The sequence below is a fragment of the Flavobacterium erigeronis genome (assembly GCF_054075165.1).
Genome location: NZ_JBSKGP010000013.1, coordinates 125,546 through 147,361 on the forward strand (window position 1 = coordinate 125,546; position 21,816 = coordinate 147,361).

Genomic DNA, 21,816 nt, shown 5'->3' on the forward strand with positions numbered 1-21,816 from the left:
TTTTTAAAATAATTAATTCGTGAATTCGTGGCGATTTTTATAATGGAATCAATAAATTTCCAAAATCATCAATTGATCATTTACAATGAATGATTCTATTACTTCTTTTTTTGAAATCAATAATTCTGCTAGTTGTTTGGTATTTTTATTGAAGGTTTTTAGAATTATAACTTTTGGAGGAACACCTTTTAAAAGTAATAGTTTCTCAAAATCATCATCGTGGGTAAGGATTGTATAGTCGTTTTTTCGGGCGAACTCCCAGATTTCAATATCCTTTGCTGGTTGAGAAATTTGAATATCTTTTGAATGAAAACAATTAGGAAAATCATTTTCAACAAGCTTTACAATTCTCCACGAGATATTAGCATCTAAAAGCAACTTCATTATGCCGCAATTATTTTTGTGATGTTTTCTCTATTTGCAGCAAAAGCAAGAGAAGCAAGTATATGTTCTCTTTTTAATTCAGGAAAATCTTCGATAATTTCTTCAAAAGACATTCCTGTAGATAGCCACGAAAGAATATCAGAAACACAAATTCGCGTCCCAGTAATGACAGGTTTTCCAAATCTAATGTCTGGATCTATTGAAATTAAGTTTTGCCAGTTATTTTCCATGGTTTTTGTATTTCAAACAAATTTACAAAATTAAATGCGATTTAGGATATGAAGTTTTTTTTGCCACGAAGACACTAAGAAGCAATGTTTTATTCGCCACGAATTCACGAATTAATTATTGCAAAAATTCGTGAATTGCTTCGTCTATTCGCTCTCGCTCGGGTCGTGGCGATTTCATTTTCAAATAAAACCTTAGTGACTTTGTGCCTTCGTGGCAAAATTTCGTATTTTTAAAATCTATTTAAAACTCCAACTATTAAATCAAAAAAATGAAGTACAACAGATGTGGCAGAAGCGGATTATTACTTCCTGAGATTTCTTTAGGGTTATGGCACAATTTCGGTTCAGTCGATAATTTTGAAAACGCAGAAAGTATCGCCATTGAAGCTTTCGATAAAGGAATTACGCACTTCGATTTAGCTAATAATTACGGACCAGTTCCAGGTTCTGCAGAAGAGAATTTCGGAAAAATATTATGGCATAATTTTCAAGGAAATCTGCGTGATGAAATTGTAATTTCTACCAAAGCGGGCTACACGATGTGGAATGGTCCTTATGGCGACTGGGGATCTCGAAAATATCTTTTATCGAGTTTAGATCAAAGTTTAAAGCGAATGAATGTGGATTATGTCGATATTTTCTACTCGCATCGTCCAGATCCTGAAACGCCCGTTGAAGAAACGATGGTGGCTTTAGATCACGCGGTAAGAAGCGGGAAAGCATTGTATGTCGGAATTAGTAATTATTCGGCAGAACAGACGAGAGTTGCAGTGGATATTTTGAAAGAATTAGGAACGCCATGTTTGATTCATCAGGCGAAATATTCGATGTTGGAACGTTGGGTAGAAAACGGACTTTTGGATGTTTTAGAAGAAAAAGGAGTGGGTTGTATTGCCTTTTCGCCTTTGGCACAAGGACTTTTGACAGATAAATATTTAAACGGAATTCCTGAAAATTCTCGCGCACATAATCCAAACGGACATTTGAGAGAAGATGAGGTGACGCAAGAAAGAATTCAGAAATTAATTCAGCTGAATGAAATTGCTCAGAATAGAAATCAGTCTTTGGCGCAAATGGCTTTGGCTTGGCTGCAAAAAGACAAACGAATTACTTCAGTTTTGATTGGTGCAAGTTCTGTTAAGCAATTGTGTAATAATATTGATTGTTTGCAGAATACGGAGTTTTCAAATGATGAATTGAATGCGATTGAGAAGATTTTAGCGTGATATTTGTAATCAGTGAATTGTATTAATATAGTATTTATGCTCCAGAGGAGCGGCATATTAAGGCTAAATATGTCGCTCCTCTGGAGCTTTATATTATATATGTTTATTTTTCTATAAATATTTCGTCCCTCTGGGACTTACTTATTGAATAATCATCGCCAAACCTCCGCCGTTTGCCAAATGATATTTTATTTTTGAATTAGAATCTACAGTAATAATTTCTCTTTTATAATCAACGGCAGCTTTATCTGCATTTACTCCATCTGAGAAAATTTCGGCTTGGAATTTTTCACCTTTTTCAAGGAAAGAAAAATCGATTGTAATGTCTCTGGAATCCCAATTTGTAATAGCGCCTAGATACCAAGTATTTCCTTTTTTACGCGCAATCGAAACGAATTTTCCAACTTCTCCATTCAACGCTACAGTTTCATCAAAAATCGTCGGAACTTTAGCAATAAAATCCGTGCTTTCCTGTTCCTTCATAAAAGCAGTTGGACTATCGGCCATCATTTGCAAAGGCGCTTCAAAAATCGTGTACAACGCCAATTGATGACATCTTGTTCCCTGACTCATCGGAGTAGAATGACTTGGCTTGAATTCGCTTTTCGTTGCGTTTCGCATTGCGCCTGGGGTATAATCCATTGGCCCCGCCATCATTCGGATAAACGGAATTGTCGTATCGTATAACGGAACATCATCATTTGGTGTCCATTTATTATTTTCTAAACCTTTTACACCTTCAAAATTTAAAATATTAGGGAAAGTACGCTGAATTCCTGTTGGTTTGTACATGCCGTGGAAATCTAAAATCAATTTATGATTGGCTGCTTTCTGCGAAATATCATAAACCGAATTGACCATCTTAGCATCGTCGCGGTCTAAGAAATCTACTTTAAAACCTTTAATTCCTAAATCGGCATAATTTTTTAAGATGCCGTCTGTATTTTTGGTCAAAGCCATCCACGAACTCCATAAGATAAGGCCGACATTTTTTTCTTTTCCGTAAGCAATCAAAGCTTCTAAATCTACATTCGGATTGTGTTTCATAATGTCTTCTTCCAAACTCCAGCCTTCGTCTAGAACTACATATTCGACTTTATTTTTCGAAGCAAAATCAATATAATATTTATAGGTTTGTTTGTTAATTCCAGCTTTAAAATCGATATTGTAAATGTTCCAGTCATTCCACCAATCCCAAGCCACTTTTCCAGGTTTGATCCATGAAATATCTTTTATTTTTGAGGGTTCGGCTAATTTCTGAACCATATCATTATTGGCTAAATCGGCATCGTTTTCGGCAATAACAATTGCGCGCCACGGAAAATTTCTGGTTCCTTTTGTTTGAACTAAATAATCGGCTCTTTCAGAAATTAATCGATTAATGTTGTTGAAACCTCCATTAGTTTCTTTTGTTGGATATTTCGAAAAACGGGATTCAAAACCCGATTTGTTTTTATTATTCGTTACAAACAATCCCGGATAATCTTCTAGATTGGCCTCTAAGAAAACGGCTTTTTTATGGTTTTTATAATCAATTAAAAAAGGCAAAAATGCTAAAGTATCTTTGCTGAATTCACTAATTTTTTTGTTTTCATAATGTGCTTCAAAAGAAGAAATATAAGGATCTTTCGGATTTCTTAAATCGCGAACATAAGGCATTAAAGTTGCATAATCCTGATCGAAATTTAAGCTGACATTTTCCCATTTAACTGTAATGTCTTTTTTCTTTTTAGTCACAAATCGATACGCCGCACCATCATCAAAAACGCGATATTCAATACTGAAATCATTTTTGAAATTTATAGTCAGTTGATTGTATTGATTTTTTACTGACTTCTTTTTGTACAAAGGCGTTTCAAAAGAAGTATTGACACTTTCTTTTTTCGAATTTAAAACCACAGGATTTTTGCCCAAAACTTCATTTTGATCCAGAGTTAGAGACATTTCCGATGGAGCTAGAATCAAATCTTTTCCACTAGAAATTGACCATGAAATTTTATCATTCACAGAAATTGTAACTTCAATTTTTCCATTTGGAGAAGTCACTGTAAAATCCTGTTTCTTCTGCGAAAAAGAAATATTTACGAATATGAAACAAAAAAGAACAAATATATTTTTCATGCTGGGTGTTTTTTTGAAACCATATAAGTTATATAAGTTTATTTTATAAAATGCTTAAGCCGCAAAACTTATTAAATCAACTTATATGATTTTTAAAATCTTTTTTAGACAAGCCTATTTAAATGAACTTATATAACTTATATGGTTTTAAATAATTACTTTTTCTTCAACTCTAAATTGTATTTTTTTACAATTTCTAGAGTCGATTTGTCACCGTTAAAAACGGAATTCAAACCTTGCGGTTCTTGAGGAGGATCGGTTGTAAACGGCTCGCCAGGATTCCATTTTCCGTCTGGGTGAATGGCGCTTCCTTCACCGCCGTAACCCCAGAAATTAGCAGCTTGCAATGGACCATTATTTTTGCGGCTTTCTACAACTCTTCCAAAAATGTAACTGTAAAACTGATCACGATAAACCGAAGGAGCACCCGCGTTTAAATTTTCATTTTCTCTCGGAAGTCCAAATTCTTCAATAATAATTGGTCTTTTCAAATTGTTGGCCACTTTAATGTGATCGTCAATATATTTTCCAGCATTTTCAATAGTTTTTGGCATTGTAGCTTCGGCATTATCGGCTTTAAACCAGTTCCAGTTTTTTGGCCAAATGTGCATCGTCAGATAATCAATATTCGGATTTTGATGTGTTCTTTCAAAAATTTCCATGCTGTCGTTCGAGCTGTTTTTTCCTTCAGAACCTGTAGAAACCAAATGATTTTTGTCTAAACTATCAATTAAGTCTACAATATTATTGAGCCATTTTGTGAATTTAGCTTCGTTTTCGATTGTAAAAAGTCGCGGTTCGTTTCCGACCTGCCATGCCATTATTGTATTGTCTTCGTTATATTTCTTTTTCGAATATGCATTGGTTCTGCCAATAATAAACTTAACATGATTATTCAACGCTTCCATACAAGGTTCGCAACTGTGAAACTGCTCCGTATACGACATAAATTGTGGCCAAGTATTTGGCGGAATAGCAGGAACCGGAACGGGACCTTTGCCATTCCATTCTAAATATTGAGACATTCCGCCCGACCATTCCCAGTTATTGGTCAAATACAAAACGGCATACATATTACGTTTCTGCATTTCATTCAATAAAAAATCCAATCCGTCCAATAAATCCTCATCGTATTTTCCTTGCTCGTATTGAAGCGCGGGACGAACTGTAAAATCGTATTTTCCGCCATCTGCTCCAACCAAAACACGAAGATTATCGATTCCATTTTTCTTCATCAAATCCAATTCGCGTAAAAGTCTTTTACGGTCGCCAATTTTTTTAGACGCCAGCATACTTCCATACCAATAATTGGTTCCAATATAAGCGTATGGTTTGTCGCCTTTATAAAATTCGTTTCCTTTTACCGTAATTTTTTCCTGCGCCTGACAAGCAATTGCTGAGAAAATTAAAGCCAAAGAAAGAGTTTTAAGAAATTTATTTTTCATGATGATATTTTTTAGGAGCTATTTCCTGCTATTCGTTACAATCTTTTATTTTTTAAAGAAAAAAATAAAAGGATTTCCACTTCTATCAGGGCTAGGGCTTTAGGTTTTATTAGAAGTTTTTTGTTTTCAAAACTTTGAACATCCTTTTAGTCTTTAATTCGATTGATCAATTCTAAACAAGCCCTTCCGTTATGATAAGGGCATTTCCAGAATCCAGCTTTGTCTTTTTTTATGGTATAATAATCGTCATAAACACCCCAAAACCATTCTCCGTTCTTTTTGTCGAGAATGTGTTTTTTGATAAAAGACCAGTTTTTCAAAACAATGTCCAGATATTCTTCTTTTCCTGTTAATTGATATGCATTGTAGAAACCAATTAAAGCCTCGGCTTGCGGCCACCAATGTTTTTCGGCAATTAATTCTTTTTTTTCAGGATCATATTCATACCACAATCCGCCGTCAGTATCTAAACCTTCTTTGGTGACTTCGGCAATTTGAATGGCGTGTTTTTTATACTTGGAAATTAATTTTTCGTTTCCTGAAATTTCGGCGCATTGCAATAAAAGCCAAGCCGCTTCGATGTCATGCCCGTACGAAATAACATCTGGTTTTTCTTTCCAGTTTTCATCAAAAAACAAACGCAAATGGCCTGTTTTCGTATTGATGAAATATTTTTCGATTGTTTCTAATAATTCCACAATGTCTGCGAGCAGTTTTTCGTCTTTCCAGACTTTGTAAAGATTTGCATAGCCTTCAATAATATGAAGATGCGTGTTCATCGTTTTCTTTTCGTTGGCATCTTTTTCGCTTAAACGTAAATCTTCAATCGGTTTCCAGTCTCTCGTAAAAGCTTCAAAATAACCTTTGTTAACAGGATCGTAGCTGTATTCTTGAATCTTATGATATAAGTTTTTAGCGATTTCTAAAGCTCTTTCTTCCTGAGAAATCGAATAATATTCAGATAATCCGTAAATGGCAAAAGCCAACGCATAAATCTGATTTTTGGTGTCTTTTGGAGTTTTATCCTCATTTATACTCCAAAAAAGACCTCCAAATTGGGTGTCATAAAAATAAGCTACTAGAAAATCAAATGCTCTTTCTGCCAGTAGTTTGTGGTTTTCGTTTTTTGTGGTCTTGTAACTGGCAGAGAATGTCCAAAGAATTCGGGCATTTAAAACCGAACCTTTTTCTGCATTCGCAATAAGGTGATCATTAAAGTCGATTTGTCCCACAAAACCACCATTTTGGTCGTCAATAGTACGCTTAGACCAATAGTTTAGAATAGAGTCTAGTTCTGCGGTGAGTTCCGATTTTAAAAGCTTTACTTGTAGTGACACGATATTTTAAATTGCGTTATTTTTTTCGATTTGGCTAATAATAGTCTGAACAGAACCTGCAGAAATAAAAGTATCTGCTGGAGTATTAATTACATAATCAACCAATTTATCAACAGATGAAACGGCAACGTGCATGCGTGTATCTGAAGAGGCATAATAAACGTAAACTGTTCCATCTTCATCTTCGATCCATCCATTAGAAAATAAAACATTCGAAACGTCGCCCACTCTTTCAATTCCTTCTGGTCCCATAAAATGACCTGCTGGAACGTGCGTTACTTTTGAAATATCATTCAAATCGGTCATAAACATATATAAAGTATAGCGTAATCCTGCAGCAGTATTTCTAACTCCATGCGCCAGATGTAACCAGCCTTTTGAAGTTTTGATAGGAGCAGGACCCAAACCATTTTTCAATTCGTAAATAGTGTGATATTGTTTTCCGAAAATGATTTTCTCGTCTTTTACGACTGGATTTGTCATGTCATCGATGTAGCCCAAGCCAATTCCGCCTCCAGAACCAACATCTATAAAACCATCTTGGGGACGCGTATATAAAGCGTATTTTCCGTTTACAAATTCTGGATGCAACACCACATTTCTTTGCTGTCCTGTATTCGAAATTAAATCTGGAAGTCTTTCCCAGTTTACTAAATCCTTAGAACGAACGATTCCAGCATTGGCTACAGCCGAACTTGTATCACCCTTTGGAGCTTTCGGATCTTTTCTTTCGGTACAGAAAATCCCGTAAACATATCCATCTTCGTGGTTGATCAGACGCATGTCGTAAACGTTTGTGTCTGGTTCTTCCGTTTGTGGAATCACGCACGGTTTGTCCCAAAACTTGAAATTATCAATTCCGTTTGGACTTTCCGCAATAGCGAAAAAAGATTTTCTGTCAATTCCTTCTACACGAACCGCTAGTAAATATTTTCCATTCCATTTCATTGCGCCCGCATTAAAAGCGGCATTTACTCCAATTCTTTCCTGTAAAAACGGATTTGAATTTTCGTTAAAATCAAAGCGCCAATTTAACGGAATGTGCGCTGCGGTAACAACTGGGTTTTTGTAACGTTCGTATATACCGTTTCCAACTATTTCTTGAGGTTCATTTTTTTGCTCAAGCAGTATTTTATGTTGTTTTTCTAATGCCGATTTTCTTTCTTGAAAAGTGGCTGAAGAGGTTATTGTTGTCATATAGATTTATTCTTTGTCTTTATTTTTAATGATTTTGATTTCTCTTTTCGTTTAAATCCTGTTCTATAAGCTGTAGTTTTTCTTCAGATAAAGGATAAAATAATATGAATAAAACTGATATTGCCGCAGCGATTGCCGGAAGAATACTCAGCATTAATTGAATTCCGTTTTGTGTAAAGGCAGTCTGTTCAACATTGGCCTGAAATCCGAAGTAGCCTAAAAGCCAGCCTGCTCCGGCACCGCCAATTGTCCATCCAAATTTTTGTGACATCGAAGAAGCAGAAAAAACTAAGCCTGTTGCTCTTCTTCCTTGTTTCCATTCTGAGTAATCGGCACTATCAGCATACATCGACCAGATTAATGGGAAAATGCAGCCCGCACAAATACTGATTAAAACCTGGAAACTCATGATGAGGAAAACATCTTCTTTTCCGAATAAATAGAAAACTAGGCTTAAAATTGCGGCCAGAGCCATCGCTCCAAAGAAAGTTTTCTTTTTACCTATTTTATTGGCAATTGGTGTCGCTAGAATTACTCCGATGATGTTTGCGGCTTGTCCTAAAACCAAATAAATCGAAGTTGGCGTCATGTGAAAATCGGTTCCGAAAAGTGAAAAATCGAAGTTTACCGAACTGCTTACATAATATTTAAAATAGTAAACCGCTGCGCCGTCACGAATTGAATTGAAAACTAAAGCGCCAATTCCTGCGCCCAATAAAATCCACCAAGGTTTATTTTTTAGAAGATCCTGTAAATCTTCTTTTAAGTTATTTTGTTCGTCTCCAATTGGTTGCACTCTTTCTTTAGTAAATAAAAAACAAGCCCAGAAGAAAATCGTTGTGATTAATCCGAAAACGGCGATTGTGGCTAGCCAGCCTGTTTTAGAATTTAAGTTTCCACCAAAATAATTCACCAAAGGTTCAATTAGCCAAAGCGCTAATAAACTTCCGCCAAAAGCAAAAACCATTCTGTAAGACGATAATGTGTTTCTTTCTTTTCGGTCAGAAGACATTACACCCAAAAGTGATGCATAAGGCACATTGATTAAGGAATAAATCATCATCATAAGCGAATAGGTCACATAGGCGTAAATGATTTTTCCTTTTTCGTCAAAATCTGGCGTGTAAAAAGTCAAAACGCCAATCACGGCAAAAGGGATGGCTACCCAAAGTAAATACGGTCTAAATTTTCCCCATTTGCTTTTGGTTCTATCGGCTAGAATTCCAACAATTGGGTCAAAGCAGGAATCCCAGATTCTAGTAATTAGAAACATGGTTCCAACTACGGCAGGCGCCAATCCGAAAACATCGGTGTAGAAAAATAGGAGATACATGCTGAAAATTTTCCAAAACATGGATGAAGCGGCATCTCCGAGTCCGTAACCGATTTTTTCTTTTAAACTAATTTTGTCGTGCATTGGTTAATTATTTGAGGTTTAAATTGAGTTAGTTTATTTTAGAGCTTTTTTAATGTCTTTTTCAAATATAGTCTGATTGAGATTATAAAAATCAACAAAATCTTTTTCGCTTACCTGACTTGGATATGGTGCATAGTAATGCATTTTTTGTTCTTTTTCCTGCCAGCCGTGATTTCTCCATAACAGCACATAAGAAATTTTATAATCTCCAATAGCTTTCAATAAAGTTCCTGTCCACCATTTTGGATCTGGAACTGCTTCGTAACCTGCTTCTGCTAAAGCCATTAATTTATGTTTTTTAAGGCTTATTTCGTTTAAGATTTTAAACTGATTCTGTACTTCGGAAATGAATTTTTCTCCATTCGGATCGTTGCTATTTTGGTAGGTATCAAAACTTAACATATCAGCATATTGATCGCCAGGGTAATTAGTTAGGAAATCATTTTCACTGCCAAAACTTCCTGTGTTGTACACATAAATTAAGTTGTGAACGCCTTTTTTCTGCAAATATTCGAAGGTAAATTTCCATGCGGTTTTGAATTCTTCTGGCGTGCAGTTTCCTTTTCCCCACCAGAACCAACCGCCTGTAAGTTCATGAAATGGACGAAAAAGAATCGGAATGTTTTTTCCGTTTTTGTCTTTTAAGGAAAGAAAAAAGACGGCCGCTTTATCTAGCCAAGAAGTGAATTTTTTATGGTTTTCTGCACCAGGCAAAATAGTTTTTAAAGAATTTGGCTGATTATCCCATGCGTTTTTTCCTGTTGCAGGATTATCAAAATGCCAACTGATTGTCGAGATTCCGCCTCTGGCATTGGCTTCAATAATATATTGTTTCATTTTACTAAATGGAACGCCGTCAATATTATTTGGGCTGTCATTTTCTAAACCCGCAATATCCCAACCATAAACAGCAGGATAATCGCCGACTACATCTTTTATGTCGCTTCTTCCATCTTCATATTTCCATTTTACACCATACGCCAAATCGTCTTGATGTCCGAATAAAAAACCTTTTTGAGAAAGTGTGTTAAGGTTTTTGTATAAAGTTTTAGTTTCTGAAGTTGCTTTTTTATCTGAAAGTGACAAATTAGTATTAGCGGTGTTTTTTTGAGACAAACAGGAGCTGCTTATTAAAGTTACGGTCAAAAGCGTTAAAAAATGTTTTTTCATTTCGAAATATGAGTTGGTTGTTTAGCTAAAAGCAAAATAAACAAGGGTTTACGGTTTGTAAATCTTAGTGTTTTTTCTTTCGAAAATTCTCTAAGCTATTATTGCTAAAATTATTAAAACTATAAAAAGTTATTTAATAAAAAATGATTAATGTTTATTATTAATGTTGTTTTTAAAGAAATGATAATTAATTTTTTCAAAGATAAACGGATGATTAAAGTGTAATTAATATTATTTTATCAATTATATATCATATTATTGCAGTCAAAAAACGAATACTTACTTCCTGAAAATAGTTTTTAAGATGGGTACTACTAAAAATTTTTATAGAGAAATTGCGCCACTTGCTGCGAGCGACAGCTTTTTGGTTTTTGATCGCGTAAAAGACAGCTTTGATTTTCCGGTTCATTATCATCCTGAATTTGAGATCAATTTTATTTTGAATGGAAAAGGAGTGAAGCGGGTTGTGGGAGATAATATTGAAGAAATTGATAATGTGGAACTGGTTTTAATTGGTCCGAATTTATATCATGGTTGGGAGCTAAATAAATGTACCAGTAAAAAAATACACGAAATAACCATTCAGTTTCATAACGACTTATTTCATGAATCTTTATTGTCTAGAAGAATCATGAATCCGATTCGAGATATGTTTAATAGATCTATTCACGGAATTCTTTTTTCGAAAAAAACAGCAGAAGAATTGACTCCAAGGCTTGTGAGGCTTTCTAAACTTGATGGTATGGACTATTTTCTAGAAATCACTTCTTTATTATATGATCTGGCAAATTCTAGAAATCAGCGATTGCTTTCAACTTATACAGTAGACTATGATACTTTTGATGATTATGATAAAATGAAATTGGTTTACGAATATGTGCAGAAACATTTTGCAGAAAAAATAACTTTAGAAGATGTAGCAAATGTAGCGAGCATGTCGATTATTTCTTTTAACCGATTTATAAAAAAGCGTACCGGAAAAACATTTGTCAATTATATCAATGATATCAGAATTGGTTACGCGGCGCGCTGGCTGGTTGAAAAAGACATGAGTGTTTCTGAGGTTGCGTTTAAATCTGGCTTTAATAATATTGCGAACTTCAATCGCAGTTTTAAAGCGACTAAAAATTGTACTCCAAGTCAGTATCGCGAAGAATTTTCGGGTCTGAAACGTATTTTATAATGATACTTTTTTGTCACTTATAAATATTATTTTTAACGAAAACGTTTGATTTTTGCGTTTTCGTTGGTTTTTATTCATTAGATATGTTCTTTTAGGGTGTTGTGATTGCGAATTATTTAAAATATATATGATTTTATTTTCATATCTGTTTTTTAAATCGATTCTAGTAAAAATATTATCATTAAATGATATAATACTATCGATTTGATAATTCTCTCTGTTATAGATTTGTTAAATAATTTTAAAGTAAAATTTACCCTGGCATTTACTTTTAGATTATGCAATAAACAAATAACTAACCAAACACTTATTATGAAAAAACTAATGAATAGCTTCATTCATTGGATGGCTGACCACACGGCCGTGCCTTTGATATTATTTCTGTTACTGACTAGTAATTTTATTACGGCTCAGGTAAAAGTTTCGGGAACGGTTTCTGATGAAAAGGGACTTTCTATTCCTGGTGCTAACATAGTGGTTACAGGTACAAAAAAGACGGCTTCAACCGATTTTGATGGAAAATATTCGATCGATGTACCTGCAAATTCTACTATTACTGTTTCTTTTATTGGATATGTTGCGCAAACAATCAACGTTAAAAATGGAGGAACTGTAAACGTTATTTTGAAACTAAGCGCCGAAGATTTGCGCGAAGTTCTAGTAAACGTAGGGTATAGAAGTGTTAAGAGAAAGGATTTAACAGGAGCTATTTCTACTGTTACTTCTAAAGATTTTGCAGATTCTCCACAAGTGTCTGTAGATCAATTGTTACAAGGACGTGCTGCAGGGGTGACAGTGACAAATAATTCTGGACAGCCTGGAGGTAGTGTCTCGGTAAAAATTCGTGGAACTACTTCTATTTCAGGAACTAATGAACCATTGTATATTGTAGATGGTATTCCGATTTCGGGAGATGCTGCTAATACTGCTACCGGAGGTTCAATCGTTACAGGTTATTTGGGAACAAACACAGGAAACGTAACTTCTAGCCCTATTGCTTTCTTAAATCCTAATGATATAGAAACACTAGATATTTTGAAAGATGCTTCTGCAACTGCTATTTATGGTTCTAGAGCGTCGAATGGGGTTGTTATTATTACTACAAAAAGAGGAAAAAAAGGAACGGGAAGAATCGCGTATGATACGTATTTCTCCATTCAAAATGTAACTCGCTTATTAGATACTATGACTTTAAGTCAATATGCTGCACAGCAAAATGCTTTGGCAGCTGTCTATGGTGTTGCTCCAAGAGATGAATTTGCTGTTCCGTCTGTGTTGGGTAACGGAACAAATTGGCAGGATGAGATTTACAAAACGGCGATAATGAATAATCATCAGATTTCGTTTTCAGGGGCAAAGGATGGTACTAACTATTACATTTCTGGAGGTTATACCAATCAGGAAGGAATTGTCATTGGATCTGGTTTTAAAAGATATAGCTTTAAAACGAATGTTGACAGTAAGCTAAAAGATTGGTTGACTGTTGGAGTGTCTATTGGTGCAGGTATCACAAATGAAGATATTACAATCAACGGTGCTAGTAACGGTATTATTAGCACGTCTATATTGTCTACTCCGGATGTTGCAGTAAAAGATACTAACGGAAATTATGCTGGTCCACCGGCTGACGGCTCTATAGGAGTTTGGATTAATCCTGTGGCTTCGGCTTTGATGAATACTAATAAGTTAATTAAAAAGAATTTTATTGGGAATTTTTACGCCAATTTTAGAATAGCAAAAGGGCTTGAATATAGATTTGATCTTGGTGGATCTACTAATATTGATAATTTCGAAGGATTTCAGCCTACTTATAAATGGGGTGCAGCGGTTAGAGAAACAAATCAGTTGACAGAGCGAGCAAACAATTGGTATCAACTTAATATTAAAAACGTTTTAACTTACAAGGTTGATGCGGGTAATCATCATTTTAATATTCTGGCTGCTCAAGAGGCTAATGATAGTCATTGGTTCGGAAACTCGCAAACCGTTTCTGGCTTGTTGAGTAATGATATTCATTCTATCAGTTTAGGAGATCCAGATACAATTGTAGCTTCAGAATATAAAGGAAGTTCTGCTTTTTACTCTTTCTTCGGAACTTTTAATTATGATTATAATAATCGTTATGGATTGCAGGCAACGATGAGAGCGGATGGAAGCTCTAATTTTGGACCGGGGCAAAAATGGGGTTACTTTCCTTCTGTTTCAGGTTATTGGAAACTTTCAAACGAAAGTTTTATGGAAGGAACTAGAGAATATATTGATAACATCAAAATTAGAGGAGGTTACGGCGAGACTGGAAACCAAAATATTGGCGGTGGCGGTTATATGAGTACGGTTCGTGCCATAAAATCGGCAATGGGTAACTTCTTTACGGTTAATAATATCGCAAATCCTGATTTGACTTGGGAAACTTCTGAACAAACCAACTTAGGTTTAGATTTTACACTTTTTAATTCAAAACTTCAGGCAACATTTGATGTGTACAGAAAACAGTCTGCAGGATTTTTGTTTGTCTTACCATTGCCCTATTATGTTACTGGTACAGATGCTTATCAAGGAGGTTTAGGAGCGCCTAGTGTAAATTTAGGAAGCTTAAGAAATCAAGGTTTTGAGATGACTTTAGATTACAATAACAAGTTTAGCAAAAACTTTAGCTGGAACTCAAAAGTAATTTTCTCTACCAATAAAAATAAACTGATGAGTTTACAGGATAATTTTGATTTAACGAAAGACGTAATGCTGAATGATTATACTACTAAAGCAGTTACAAAAACTATAGTGGGGCAGCCAGTTGGTCAATTTTACGGCTATCAGACAGTAGGTATTATCAGAACTAATGAACAATTGGCAAATGCGCCTATCCCTTTTACAGGAAACAAAGCAGTAAAAAGCCAATTGGGAGATGTTGAATACGTAGATCAAAATAAAGACGGTCTAATTGATGACAAGGATTTAACGTATATTGGTAATCCACAGCCAAAATTCACTTACGGATTCAATAATACTTTTACATATAAAAATATTGATTTAGGAGTCTTTTTACAAGGATCTTATGGCAACAAAGTAATGAACTTGACAAGACGTGCGGGTACTAAAAACCAGCGTTTGTATGAAAATCAATTAGCAGAAGCGGCAGATTTTTGGACACCAGAAAATACAGATGCCAAATATCCTAGACCCGATGGTGGTGATGGACATCCTAATATAGCAATCTCTGATCGCTATGTAGAAGATGGTTCGTTCTTAAGAATTCAACAGGTGACTTTAGGTTATAATATGCCGTCGGATGTGATTTCAAAAGCAAGTATTAGTAAACTGAGATTCTATTTTGGTATTCAAAATCTTTACACATTTACTAAATATACAGGATATGATCCTGAGGTAGGATCTTACAATCAAGATCCGCTATTATCAGGAATTGATTCAGGGCGTTACCCAACCAATCGTAGTTTCACTTTTGGAATGAATTTAGAATTTTAATTACTACTCTTATGAAAAAATATATCAATATAAAGACCTTAGTTTTATTCTTAACACTAGGTTTGGCAACTACTTCTTGTAGCGAAGATTTTTTGGATCGCCCATCTGAAGATAGTTATAGCAGTGATCAATTTTATAATACTGATGAGCAGGTTGCAAGAACTACTTACGGAATGTATGGTGCAATGTGGGCTCCTTATTATACTAAGAACTTTTACGCATTGTCAGAACTATCATCGGGGAATTGTTTAGCGTATGCTGATGGACCAGAATTGATTCAGTTTAAATTGACATCTGACAGCCCAATTTTGCTAGATCCTTGGAGAGCTTGTTTTGCAATTGTGGCACAGTCCAATAACTTAATTAATAATATTGAAAAAAATGCTACTGCAGATGTGAGCAGGGCGGTAATTAAAAACACAATTGCTGAAGCGCATTTTTTTAGAGCGATAGCCTATTTTTATTTGGTTCGTTTGTATGGGCCTGTGCCAATTATAGAAGATAATCTGGCTTTGGCGAAAGATCCAATGGTGAATACAAACAGAATTGAAGATGTATATACCTTCATTGAAAACGATTTAAAATTTGCGGCAACAAATCTTAAAACAAAAGTGAGATCTAGATCTGCTAGTGGAGACAATATTTTTGTAACTCAAGGTTCTGCTGAAGCATTTTTAGCCAAAGTGTATTTGTATGAAAAGAAATATGCTGATTCTAAAACAATGGCTGAAAAAGTAATCAATTCTGGCGAGTTTGGTTTGGTGCCAAATTTTGCAGATTTGTTTTTGACAAGTAAAAATAACAACGAAGAATCTATCTATTCTTGGCAATGGTCTGGTGCTATAAACACTTACGGAGGAGGAAATTTCTCTAATATTCAATATGGTTTAGATATTTTAAATGATAATGCGTCTTACGGAGCTACTTATGTTCCAAGTAATGATGTTCAGGATGCTTTTGAAATTGGCGATTTAAGACGAAAAGAGTCGTTTATGATTTATGGAGATTCTTATCCTAACCTTAAAGGAGACGGTGTTGTAGGTTTTGTTATGGACAAAACAAAATATCCAGATGCATTAGGTAATACAGGAGCTGCTGTTAAGAAGTATGTTGTAGGCCAAGTTACTAGCGAGACAGGTCCGGCTGATGGATGGGGAGGAATGAATAACTGTAATTATATTATGCGTTATGCTGATCTTTTATTAATTCACGCTGAAGCAATTATGGCTGGAGCTGATGAAACTACTAATGCCGCAGCAAAAGATTCTTATAACAAAGTGAGATTTAGAGCGGGTCTTGGAATTTTAGGAGCTAATGTGCCCTTAACGAAAGCAGCTTTATTTCATGAGCGTAGAGTTGAATTTGCTTTTGAAGGAGAATTTTGGTTCGATTTGGGAAGATTGCCACGTCAGGAAGCAATTAATATCATTTCTCAGCAAGATAGAGGTTTTGATTCTCAAGGGGTAATGCATTATACGCCAACTCCAACAGACTTTATTTATCCAAAACCAGACATCGAAGTTAGAAAAAATCCAAAGTTGAAAGAAGCGCCAGTTCCTTACACTTTCAAATAATTTTTTAAAAGTAAATCACTATGAAAAATATAAAAAATAAAATGGTATTGAAGTTATGTTTTTTGGCTTCGATTTCAATTTTGCTGTTCGCTTCTTGTTCAAATGATGATTCGGGAGGTTCTTCTGGAAAGCTTGAAGTGACAGGAATTAGTAAATCTGTTGTTGATGATCCTTTGGTTGAAGGAGATAGAGAAGTTGATGTTCCTACAGAAATTATCAATGCAGGAAATTATTATATCATTAGAGGATCTGGTTTTTCGACATTAAAATCAATATCATTTAATGGGTTGGAATCTTATTTTAATCCAACATTCGTAACAGATAATGCTATTGTGGTATTGGTCGATGCAAAAACACCATACTATAATGAAATGGATGAGATGAAAATCGTTACAGGCAAAGGAACTTTGAACTATAAAATAGCGATCAGGCCTCCAAATCCTAATATTACAGGATTTTCTGTCAATTCAAATCCAGGAGATGTTATTACTATTACAGGTGAGTATTTCTTGCGTCCTAAAGTGAATTTTGGAGATATTCAAGTAGAGCCAATTTCTTCTACATTAACAGAGATTGTGGTTAAAGTTCCTGAAGGAAGTTATCTAAAAACCTTGTCAGTAACTAATGTATCGGGAACAACAGTGGCTTCGCAAGTAATAGGTTCTGAAATTTATGATGACGCTTTCACTAATATTTGGGGCTGGCAATCTCTTTGGGATGGAACTAATGAATTTGATGCAGCTTACGCTAAAGATGTTCAGCAAGGAACTAAGTGTATTCAATGGAAAGCTGGAGAATGGGACGGATATGTTATTGGTATTAACAATTGGTCTTATCATGATACAGATAAATTCAAAGCGGTAAGATTTTGGGCTAAAGGTGAAAAAGCAGGAAAAGTGAAGTTTTTTGCCAATGGAGATGCTGAGAAGAATATTGTAATAGTTGATATCAGAACTTCTTGGACGTATGTTGAGGTGCCGTATAGTTCGCTGGGTAATCCAACTGAATTATCTCAAATTGGATATCAAGAATTTGGTGGCTTTGGCGGAAATGTGATCTATCTAGATGATATCGGATTGGTGCTAAAATAATTGTTAGGATTCAAAAAATAGATTTCAACAAAAGTGTATTCTATTGATCTGGAACCATAATTAAAAAAACTAAAAAAGAATTTATGAAAAATATATATAATAAAGTAAAACATATTGCTCTAAGTGTCTTTTTGGTTGTTGCAGCTTCTTCCTGCGATAACGAAATTGAAGATATTGGAGGAGCACAGCAAAATTACAATACAGCATATGGCTTAATTAAAGCAAATAGTAATTTAACTACGTTTACAAAAGCAATAAAATTAGCTGGTTTAGAATCGACTTTAGATACAGCTGATAATTATACTTATTTTGTTCCAAACGATGCTACTTTCGATGCTTATTTGGTAGCCAACGGTTATGTTAATGATTTAGGATATACAGATATAAATTTAGTTCCTGTAGAAGATTTAAAACAACTTGTTTTAAGTCATGTTATTAAAGGCGTGAAGAAAAGAGTTGCTAAACTGGATGGCGTTGAAGCTGATTATTTGCAAACAGGTGATTATGCTACAATGGCAAATGCGTTGAATCCCGATTTATATCTGTTAAGTATTAATGTAACCAATAATGTTTTAAAGGTTAATGGATCTGATAAAGAAGCACCAGGATTAGATTATTACGGAACAAACGGTTTTGTAAATGTTTTGAGTAATGTGATAGAATTGACTCCTCCGGCGCCATCAATTACAAGCTTATCGCAAGTATTGGCTTCTCCTGGAGATGTTATTACCATTACAGGTCAAAATTTTGTAAAAGTGAAAAGCGTAAAATTCGGATCTACTGCCGCTACATTTACTGCAGTGTCTAAAACAGAAATAAAAGCAACTGTTCCAGCAGACTTTGATTCTTATGCTCTTATTGTGGTAGAGACTGACTTTGGAGTTTCTGCTCCGAGCGGTATTGGTCTTAAATACTTATTATACGAAGACTCATTGAAAGGATGGGGCTGGGGCTGGGGAGGCGACATCACCTGGGAAAGCACTGAAAAAGTGAGCAGAGGAACAAATGCAATCAAAAAAGTTGCCGAAGCTTGGAGCGGACTTTTCATGCACTCAGACTTGCTTCTAAAAGCTGCAGATTATCAATTCGTTAAAATGTCTATATTCCCAACAGAAAGTACTAAAATTATGGTTACCATAAATAGTGATACGGGAGATTCTGCTAAAGGTACTACAGTTACTTTAGTGCCAGGGCAATGGAATAATATTTCAATTCCTATTTCAGCTTTGCATCCTGAGCTTTTGACTGATGGAAATTTTGATAGTGTGTTTATTCAAGAATTTTCTGGAGGAACAATTACGCCAGCAAGTATACTTTATATTGATGATATAGGGTTTTTATAATAAGTATTGAGTTAGTTTGAAATGTTCCCTAGTTGAAAAATTAGGGAACATTTTTTAATTTTTTTAAATAGAAAAAATGAAAAAAATAATTTTAGGATTTTGTCTGAGTATCTCGAGTCTTATTTTCAGCCAAGGAAACACGCATAAACAGCAAGGAGGAAAATTTGAAGGACTTGCAATGACACCGCCAATGGGTTGGAATTCGTGGAATACTTTTGCAACAAATATTGATGAAAAATTAGTAAAAGAAACTGCTGATATCATGGTTTCTTCGGGTTTAGCTGCAGCGGGATACAATTATATTGTCTTAGATGACGGATGGATGACCCACGAACGTGATGCAAACGGTGATTTAGTTCCAGATCCAGTAAAATTTCCAAACGGAATGAAAGCGCTTATCGATTATGTGCATTCTAAAGGTTTGAAATTCGGATTGTACAATTGCGCAGGAACTAAAACTTGTGCAGGTTATCCAGGAACTAGAGGATATGAATATCAAGATGCTAGATTTTATGCTAAATTAGGAATCGATTTCTTAAAATACGATTGGTGCAATACAGAAGGCATTACGGCAAAAGAAGCGTACACCACAATGAGTAATGCATTAAAAACCGCAGGAAGACCAATTGTTTTTAGTCTTTGCGAATGGGGAGATAATCAGCCGTGGGAATGGGGAAAACCAATTGGAAATCTTTGGAGAATTTCTGGGGATATTTATCCTTGTTTCGATTGCGAATTCAAACATCCAGAAAATTGGTCGTCTTGGGGATTCATGAAAATTGCCGATATGCGAAAAGATATTCGTAAATATTCTGGTCCAGATCACTGGAATGATTTTGATATGATGGAAGTTGGAAACGAAATGAACGACACCGAAGATAAAACGCATTTTGCAATGTGGTGCATGCTTTCGTCTCCATTATTTACAGGAAATGATTACCGTAAAATGACAAAGGAAACTTTAGCGATTTTAACCAATAAAGAATTGCTTGCTGTAAATCAGGACAAACTCGGAATTCAAGGATTTAAATATGCTATTTTAGATGGAGTAGAAGTATGGGTAAAACCACTTTCTGATGGAGCGTGGGCAATCAGTTTTGTAAACAGAACCGAAGCTTCAAAAAAAGTAAATTTCGACTGGAAGCAAAACAATATAAAAGATGCCGATTTTGGTTATGAAGCTGATTTTAGTAAAACGATCTTTAAAATAAAAGATCTTTGGAAAAACAAAGAAATCGGGAATACTAAAAAAGCCTTTTCAGCAGAAATAGCTTCTCATGATGTTATTACCTTAAAATTAATCCCTTAAATCTATATTATGAAATCAAAGGTTTGGTGTGCTGTTGTTTTTTTGCTTCTTGTAAATGTTTCAAAAGCACAATTTGTGAAAAAACATGGTCAGTTAAGTGTCTTAGGAACTCAGCTTGTAGATAAAGACAATAATCCAATTGTGCTTCGCGGATTAAGTTTTGGCTGGCATAGTATGTGGCCGAGATTTTATAATGAAAAAGCAGTTAGCTGGTTAAAGAAAGATTTTAATTGCAATGTAGTTCGCGCCGCAATGGGAATCGAGCTTGGAGAACACTCTTATATAAAGGAACCGCAGTTTTCAAAAGAGAAAATAGAAGCTGTAATACAGGGAGCTATAAAATCGGATATATATGTAATTGTAGATTGGCACAGTCATAATGTAAATCTGAAAGAAGCGAAGGAATTTTTTGCAGAGATATCTAAAAAGTACGCTAAATACCCTAATATAATATATGAGGTGTTTAACGAGCCAGATTATGAAACTTGGTGGGAAGTAAAAAGCTACGCAGAAGAAGTTATTAAGGTTATTCGGGAGAACGATCCTAATAATATTATTTTGGTCGGCTGCCCGCATTGGGATCAGGATATCGATCTTCCAGCAGAAGATCCAATAAGAGGTTATACTAATATAATGTATACAATGCATTTTTATGCGGCCACACACGGAAAAGAATTAAGAGATAGAACCGATAGAGCTATTAAAGATGGATTGCCCGTCTTTATTTCAGAATCGGCTGGAATGGAAGCTTCTGGCGACGGCCCTTTAAATTATAAAGCCTGGCAGGAATATGTGGATTGGATGGAAGCTCGAAAATTGAGCTGGATTACTTGGTCGGTTTCCGATAAAGACGAAACCTGTTCGATTCTGAAAAAATCAGCCAAATCGGAAGGGAAGTGGAAAGATGAGGACTTGAAAGAATCTGGAATTAAAGTCCGCGAATATTTAAGACAATATAATAAGGAAGAATAAATTATTTATACGTTAAAAAAAAAACAGAGCCTGCTTCATTTTGGAGCAGGCTCTGTTTTTTTGTGGTTGACAATTATTGAAAAAATAGAGTAAAGAAAGGCTTAGAACTTAAGCTTTGAGAATTGAATTTTTGTAAGAATAATTTCCTGATGGAATTTCATGTTTTAGTTCTTGATTCTAATAGTGTTATTTTGAATTAAAATTTATTTTTTTAGTAATACCCCTAAAATTTTAGGGGGTATATGTTTTTTAGTTGTAGTTATTGGCGATTTTTTGTAGTTTTTGTCTGCTTTAATTTTTAAATACCTCTAAAATTTTTTAAAATTGACTAAAAATG

At 34.9% G+C, this 21,816-nt stretch carries 16 protein-coding genes; 8 read left to right on the top strand and 8 right to left on the bottom strand.

All coding sequences use genetic code 11. The features are described 5' to 3' along the window. Positions 1-48 precede the first annotated feature (48 nt). Together ACWA1F_RS22315 and ACWA1F_RS22320 are read right to left on the bottom strand one after the other, a co-directional pair. Complete coding sequence (locus tag ACWA1F_RS22315; RefSeq protein ID WP_456897057.1) at positions 49-384, bottom strand: DUF5615 family PIN-like protein; 336 nt, start codon at positions 382-384, stop codon at positions 49-51. Continuing rightward, positions 384-614 carry a DUF433 domain-containing protein gene (locus ACWA1F_RS22320; protein ID WP_456897059.1) on the bottom strand — a complete coding sequence of 77 codons (231 nt, stop codon included), beginning with the start codon at positions 612-614 and terminating at the stop codon, positions 384-386. The genes ACWA1F_RS22315 and ACWA1F_RS22320 overlap by 1 nt, the downstream gene beginning before the upstream one ends. A 269-nt stretch (positions 615-883) precedes the next feature. On the opposite strand from ACWA1F_RS22320, the gene mgrA reads away from it, so the two are divergent. Next, positions 884-1,840 (top strand): L-glyceraldehyde 3-phosphate reductase, encoded by a 957-nt coding sequence (gene mgrA, locus ACWA1F_RS22325; RefSeq protein ID WP_456897061.1) that lies wholly within the window; start codon positions 884-886, stop codon positions 1,838-1,840. A 141-nt stretch (positions 1,841-1,981) separates the two neighbouring features. Here mgrA and ACWA1F_RS22330 read toward each other — a convergent pair whose 3' ends face one another. The 6 genes from ACWA1F_RS22330 to ACWA1F_RS22355 all read right to left on the bottom strand — a co-directional run bounded on the left by ACWA1F_RS22330 (position 1,982) and on the right by ACWA1F_RS22355 (position 10,527). Further along, entirely contained in the window at positions 1,982-3,961 is a 1,980-nt protein-coding gene (locus ACWA1F_RS22330; RefSeq protein WP_456897063.1) for a glycoside hydrolase family 97 protein, read from the bottom strand. 155 nt (positions 3,962-4,116) lie between these two features. Next, positions 4,117-5,406, bottom strand: a complete 1,290-nt coding sequence (locus tag ACWA1F_RS22335; RefSeq protein WP_456897065.1) for a glycoside hydrolase 5 family protein — start codon at positions 5,404-5,406, stop codon at positions 4,117-4,119. Between the two features lie 146 nt (positions 5,407-5,552). Further along, positions 5,553-6,743, bottom strand: a complete 1,191-nt coding sequence (locus ACWA1F_RS22340; RefSeq protein ID WP_456897067.1) for an AGE family epimerase/isomerase — start codon at positions 6,741-6,743, stop codon at positions 5,553-5,555. Between the two features lie 6 nt (positions 6,744-6,749). Further along, positions 6,750-7,940: a glycoside hydrolase family 130 protein gene (locus ACWA1F_RS22345; RefSeq protein WP_456897069.1), complete on the bottom strand. Its 1,191-nt coding sequence runs from the start codon at positions 7,938-7,940 to the stop codon at positions 6,750-6,752. Positions 7,941-7,965: 25 nt separating this feature from the next. After that, entirely contained in the window at positions 7,966-9,357 is a 1,392-nt protein-coding gene (locus ACWA1F_RS22350; RefSeq protein WP_456897071.1) for an MFS transporter, read from the bottom strand. Positions 9,358-9,390: 33 nt separating this feature from the next. After that, positions 9,391-10,527 (bottom strand): glycoside hydrolase family 26 protein, encoded by a 1,137-nt coding sequence (locus ACWA1F_RS22355; protein WP_456897073.1) that lies wholly within the window; start codon positions 10,525-10,527, stop codon positions 9,391-9,393. A 304-nt stretch (positions 10,528-10,831) separates the two neighbouring features. Here ACWA1F_RS22355 and ACWA1F_RS22360 point away from each other — a divergent pair, with 304 nt between their 5' ends. From ACWA1F_RS22360 to ACWA1F_RS22390, 7 genes are all read left to right on the top strand, one after another. Further along, complete coding sequence (locus ACWA1F_RS22360) at positions 10,832-11,710, top strand: AraC family transcriptional regulator (RefSeq protein WP_306156092.1); 879 nt, start codon at positions 10,832-10,834, stop codon at positions 11,708-11,710. Positions 11,711-12,022: 312 nt separating this feature from the next. Further along, positions 12,023-15,190 carry a SusC/RagA family TonB-linked outer membrane protein gene (locus ACWA1F_RS22365; RefSeq protein ID WP_456897075.1) on the top strand — a complete coding sequence of 1,056 codons (3,168 nt, stop codon included), beginning with the start codon at positions 12,023-12,025 and terminating at the stop codon, positions 15,188-15,190. 11 nt (positions 15,191-15,201) lie between these two features. Then, positions 15,202-16,764, top strand: a complete 1,563-nt coding sequence (locus ACWA1F_RS22370; protein ID WP_456897077.1) for a RagB/SusD family nutrient uptake outer membrane protein — start codon at positions 15,202-15,204, stop codon at positions 16,762-16,764. A 20-nt stretch (positions 16,765-16,784) separates the two neighbouring features. After that, positions 16,785-17,855 carry an IPT/TIG domain-containing protein gene (locus tag ACWA1F_RS22375; protein WP_456897079.1) on the top strand — a complete coding sequence of 357 codons (1,071 nt, stop codon included), beginning with the start codon at positions 16,785-16,787 and terminating at the stop codon, positions 17,853-17,855. 83 nt (positions 17,856-17,938) lie between these two features. Next, entirely contained in the window at positions 17,939-19,198 is a 1,260-nt protein-coding gene (locus ACWA1F_RS22380) for a fasciclin domain-containing protein (RefSeq protein ID WP_456897081.1), read from the top strand. A 76-nt stretch (positions 19,199-19,274) separates the two neighbouring features. Continuing rightward, the gene (locus ACWA1F_RS22385; protein WP_456897083.1) at positions 19,275-20,507 is read left to right on the top strand and encodes a glycoside hydrolase family 27 protein; all 1,233 of its coding nucleotides are present in this window, start codon (positions 19,275-19,277) and stop codon (positions 20,505-20,507) included. 9 nt (positions 20,508-20,516) lie between these two features. After that, on the top strand, positions 20,517-21,479 hold the full coding sequence (locus tag ACWA1F_RS22390; RefSeq protein ID WP_456897085.1) for a glycoside hydrolase family 5 protein: 963 nt from the start codon (positions 20,517-20,519) through the stop codon (positions 21,477-21,479). Positions 21,480-21,816 lie beyond the last annotated feature (337 nt).